Source organism: Pseudomonas sp. 2822-17 (assembly GCF_002742485.1).
GTDB classification, from domain to species: Bacteria; Pseudomonadota; Gammaproteobacteria; order Pseudomonadales; family Pseudomonadaceae; genus Aquipseudomonas; species Aquipseudomonas cyclaminis.
Genome location: NZ_LJRZ01000566.1, coordinates 1 through 407, shown reverse-complemented (window position 1 = coordinate 407; position 407 = coordinate 1). Strand labels below are relative to the sequence as shown.

The following is a 407-nucleotide window of genomic DNA, read 5'->3' as shown; positions in this document are numbered from 1 at the left end:
TACAAGTGATTATTTATTTTGGTTAGCCTTATATCCAATTGTCGGGTTTTGGGGATTGCAATTAGAAGGAGTGTTTTCAGGAGCGACAGAAGCGAAGCCTATCAGAAACTCGATTGCCATTGCATTAGTCCTCTTTTTAGGAGCAATTTGGTTGATGGAACCAATATATGTGAACCATGGTCTCTGGTTCTCGTTCATTCTATTTACTTTAGCTAGATCTGTATTCCTTTCCTTATATCTTCCAAAACTAAGTTCATAAACATGGGTAAACATGGGGACGGTTCAGCTGTTTCTTTCGTTTCGCTAAACGAAAAAACAGCTGATATATGCACACTTTTCATATAGAACTGCACACTTAAGTTGGAAATCCGCACACTTATCATGTGAATGTGCACACTTCAATGCGG

1 pseudogene is annotated in these 407 nt (G+C 38.6%); it reads left to right on the top strand.

The features are described from left to right. A pseudogene (locus tag AOA60_RS33420) lies at positions 1-259 on the top strand (MATE family efflux transporter); the annotation flags it as partial. Between the last annotated feature and the right edge of the window lie 148 nt (positions 260-407).